Source organism: Micromonospora endophytica (assembly GCF_003236305.1).
GTDB classification, from domain to species: Bacteria; Actinomycetota; Actinomycetes; order Mycobacteriales; family Micromonosporaceae; genus Micromonospora; species Micromonospora endophytica.
The window spans coordinates 1-4,383 of the sequence record NZ_POTX01000357.1 but is presented as its reverse complement, the minus strand read 5'-3'; the positions used below and the strand labels follow the sequence as shown (position 1 = coordinate 4,383).

The 4,383-nt window shown below is 73.7% G+C and carries 3 protein-coding genes; all 3 read right to left on the bottom strand.

Annotated features, from left to right (window positions below; genetic code table 11):
* Positions 1 to 1,043: Mur ligase family protein (locus tag C1I93_RS28860; protein ID WP_111246417.1), on the bottom strand; the 1,043-nt coding region annotated here is incomplete at its 3' end.
* Between the two features lie 487 nt (positions 1,044 to 1,530).
* Positions 1,531 to 3,762, bottom strand: coding sequence for a peptidoglycan D,D-transpeptidase FtsI family protein (locus tag C1I93_RS28855; protein ID WP_111246416.1), 2,232 nt, complete (start codon positions 3,760 to 3,762; stop codon positions 1,531 to 1,533).
* Positions 3,763 to 3,765: 3 nt separating this feature from the next.
* Complete coding sequence (ftsL, locus tag C1I93_RS28850; protein WP_111246415.1) at positions 3,766 to 4,371, bottom strand: cell division protein FtsL; 606 nt, start codon at positions 4,369 to 4,371, stop codon at positions 3,766 to 3,768.
* Positions 4,372 to 4,383: the final 12 nt, after the last annotated feature.

Genomic DNA, 4,383 nt, shown 5'->3' with positions numbered 1-4,383 from the left:
CCCACCGACTCCAGCCGGCCCGGCACCCCGCCGCAGGCGGCCACCCCCTGCGCCGCCACCGTCGGGTCGATTCCGGCGGCGACCAGGAGAGCGATGGCGAGCAGGGCGTTGGAGACGTTGTGCCGGCCGGGCAGCGCCACCGCGGCGGGCAGCGTCAGCCCGGCCGGGCCGTGCACGGTGAACCGTTGGGCGTACCCCTCGCCGTCGATGTCGTCGGCCCACCAGGTGGCGGCGGGGTCGCCGGCCGCCGAGAAGCTGACCGTGCCCGGCTTGAACAGCGCCTTCAACGCGGGGTCGTCGTGGTTGAGCACCTCCACGGCGCAGCGGCCGTCGAAGAGCCGCGCCTTCGCCGCGAAGTAGTCCTCGGCGTCGGCGTGGAAGTCCAGGTGGTCGGAGCCGAAGTTGGTCCAGCCCCCCACAGCGAAGCGCACGCCACCGACCCGCCCCATCGCCAGCGCGTGGCTGGATACCTCCATGACCACCGCGGTGACGCCGCGCTCACGGGCGGCGGCCAGCATCGCGTGCAGGTCGGTGGCCTCGGGCGTGGTCCGGACGCTCTCCACGACCAGGTCGCCGAGGCGGGTCTCCACGGTGCCGATCAGGCCGGTGACATGCCCGGCGGCCTGCAACCCCGACTCGACCAGGTAGGCGGTGGAGGTCTTGCCCGCGGTGCCGGTCACCCCGATCACCACCAGGTCCGCTGTCGGGTCACCGTAGACGGCCGAGGCGAGCGGGCCGAGCGTCTCGCGCGGGTCGGGCACAACAAGCGCCGGCAGCCCCGTCCCGGCGGCCAGCTCCGCGCCGGCCGCGTCGGTCAGCAGGGCGACCGCGCCGGCCGCCGCCGCGGCAGCGGCGAACTCCGCGCCGTGCCGGCGGGCACCGGGCAGGGCCGCATACAGATCGCCGGGCCGGACCTCACCGCTGGCGTGGGTCACCCCGGTCACCACCGGATCTCCACTGGTAGGGGGCGCCACGGCAAGCCGGGCGGCCAGGTCACCGAGCCGGAAACCGGTCACGGTACGGGGACGAGGATTGCCGCGCACGGCGTCAGACCCTACCCGGTCGCCCGCCCCCGGCCGCACGGCGCGCCTGAATCTCCGCCTCAGGTGATCTGACCTGCATCGAGAGCACGCGGTATCGGACGCCGGCACCACTGGCGCTCCAGCCGGCGAAGCCGGCGTACGGATCGGGCCGGCCACCGAGGGCCGAGGTCGCCCTCGTCGAACGATCTGATTGGACGAGCGCGGCGTGAGGATCCGCGGCCTCATCTCAACGGTCGCGCCGGTCAAGCGCCTGGCCAGGAGTCTTGTCGCTTACCGGAAGCTGTCGGCTGGCCGAGGCAGACACCGATGCCATGGCGGCGGCGCAATGGCCGGGCCAGCCCGCCCTGGCCCTCTGCACTGCCCCCGCCCACAAAATGGCGCGGTTCATCCACCGCCCACCAAGTCCAACTGTATGGCGACGGGCTGCGACGGGTCACCCGGCCTCGACTATCGGCCCCGGTGGGCTCAGACAGAAAGCCTAGTGGGGTCAGGGAAAAACGGCGAAGTTCGGGGCCGGTTCGGTCGAGGGCGGCACCTTGAAGTGGCGTAGAGTGAAGGTCATCATCTCCTGGAACGCCGGCGCGGCCACCTCACCGCCGCCACCACCGGGACTGTGTACGAAGACCGCGATCACGTAACGCGGGTTCTCCGCGGGCGCCATGCCGATGAAGGAGGCGACGTTGCCGGGCTGCTTCTTGCCGTCGACAAGTCGCCAGCCGGTGCCGGTCTTGCCGGCGACCCGGTAGCCGGGGACCGCGGCGGCCAGCCCGGTGGCGTTGTCCACGGTGGTGACCGCTTCCAGGAGCGTACGCAGCGCCTTGGCGTTGTCGGGGCTGAGCACCTGGCGGGTCGCCGGCGGCTCGGCCGGGGTCCGCTTGCCCTGCGGGTCGATCGTCTCCTTGACCAGGTGCGGCTGGATGTACGTGCCGTCGTTGGCGATGGCGGCGTACGCGGCGGCCATCTGCAACGGGGTGGCGTCCACACTGTGCCCGATCGGCACCGACCCGTGCGACGACCCGCTCCACTCCGACAGGGGCAGCAGTCGCCCGCTCGCCTCGCCGGGCATGCCGACCCCGGTCGGCTCGCCCAGGCCGAACCGCCGCTGGTAGTCGATCAGGCGTTCCGGACCGAGCTTGTCGGCGATCTCGATGGTGCCGACGTTCGAGGAGTACGCCATCATCCCGGCCACACTCATCCGGCGGCCGTTGGCGTAGTGGGTGTCGGTGAACGGGGTGTCGCCCTTGACCACGGAGTTGGCCACCGGGAACGAGGTGTCCGGGGTGATCACCCCTTCCTGAAGGGCCGCCCCGAAGGTGATGGCCTTGTGCACCGAGCCCGGGTCGACCACGAAGCTGGTGGCCGCGTCCTCCCGGTCGGTCGGCTCACTGGACTGCGGCTTCGCCGCGTTGTAGGTGGGTTCGCTGGCCTGGGCGAGCACCTCACCGGTGCGGGCGTCCAGCACGACCGCCGCCGCGGTGCTGGCCTGGGCCGCTCTGGCCTTCTCGGAGAGGATCCGCTGGGTCACGAACTGGAGGTCACGGTCGACGGTCAGCCCGATGGAGCTGCCCGGCTTGGCCTGGGTGGTGCGGCTGTAGCCACCGGGGATGGGCGCGCCGAGCCCCATCTCGAACACCCGCTCGCCGTCCTCGCCGTGCAGCAGGTCGTCGTAGCGCGCCTCCAACCCCTCCAGCCCGACCATGTCGACGCTGGTGAAGCCGATCAGGTTGGCGGCCAGGTCACCGCCGGGCACCTCACGCCGCTCGTCCCGCTGGGTGTAGATGCCGGGCAGCTCCAGCGCGTTGATCTCGCGGGCCCGGTCGATGTCGACCCCCCGGGCCAGGTACTCGAACCGGGAGTCGTCGCCGTTGATCCGCTTGCGGGGTCGCATCTTCTCGGCCAGCTCCGAGGCCGCGACGCCGAGCAGCGGGGAGAGCCTGCGCGCAGTCGCCTCGATCTCCTCCACCTGCGTGGGGTCGGCGTAGACGTAACGCGCCTCGACGCTGTGCGCCAGGGCCGCGCCGTACCTGTCGTAGATCGCCCCGCGCGGCGCGGGCAGCTGCACGGTCCGCAGCCGGTCGGCCACGCCGCCGTCGGCGTACGCCGGGGTGTCGACGGTCTGGAGCACCACCAGCCGGACGCCGATCGCGACGAACAGCGCCATGGCAAGCGCCGTGCCCAGGCGCAGCCGGCGACCCGGGTCGGCGAGCCGGGGTGGTGCCTGACGCTTGCGGGACGGCCGGCGGGTGGGTGCGCGCTCACCACGCCGTGGCGCGCGGGCGGTGCCGCGCCGGGCCTCCCGGACACCGCCGGGCCGGGGCTCGCGCCCACCGGTGCGCCGGCCGCCGGCCGTCGCCTCGTCGCGGTCCGGGCGGTCGGTGACGGTACGCACGACAGTGGTGCGCGTGGTCGTGCCGCCCTGCCGGTTGCCGCCCCGGGTGGTGGCGCGGCCCCCGTCGAGCACCTGCAACGCCGGCCGGAACGGGTCCTGCGACCGGCTGGCGCGCGGGTTGCGTCGCTGCTCGGCGCGGCCGGCGGCGGCCGGGCCGTCGTCGTCGCGCACGGTGCGACCCCGAGGCGTGTACGCGCGAGCGTCGGAGATGCCGCCCAGGCCCGCCTGATCACCCCGCTTGCCCGCGGCACCGCGTTCCGGGGTGCCCCGGGAAGAACCGCGCCGGGAGCCTGTGGCGTCCCGGCGCGGTTCTTCCGATCTCGGTGGCACGGTTTACCCCTCCGCACCCGACTGGCTCGCCAGGGACGGCTGCCCGCCGGCTGGCTGCGGCACGCCGATGAGTTCGCCGTCCGGCAGCCGGATGTACGCCGGCTCGCCGGAGTCGACAAGCCCCAGCTTGCGGGCCTGTGCGGCCAGGTTGCCCGGCGCCTCGGCATCGGCGATCTGCTTCTTCAGCTGCTGCTGCTCCAGGTCGAGCTTGGCCTGCTGCTCCTGCAACTCCAACAGCCGGAAGGCGTTCTCGTTGATCTTCGTGTTGACCGCCAGGATGCCCAGCACCCCGCCGACGACGAGCAGCACCACGAGCGCGGCGAAGGGTGCCCGGGGCACCCGCACCGGCGGCGGCGGCGCGACCCGCAGCCGCGGCGACTCGGCCCCCTGCGTGGTGGCGGGGTCGACCCGCTCGACCGGCCGCAGTGCGGCGCTGCCCTGGGTCGGAAACTCGCGCGCCCCCCGGGCGCGAGCCTCCGCCAGCTGGTTCACTCGCTCGGCGCGGGTGTCGCGCCCGATCCCCCTGGCCCGCTCCGCCGCGATCCGGCCCCCCGACCGCGGTGCGCGCTGCCCGGCGCCGGCGGTGTCCCGGCGCTTGTCTGCGTTCATGTTCCCTCCCCC

Bases quoted from the DNA above. Each gene is read 5' to 3' on its own strand.
- ftsL (WP_111246415.1), bottom strand. From the start codon at position 4,371: ATGAACGCAGACAAGCGCCGGGACACCGCCGGCGCCGGGCAGCGCGCA.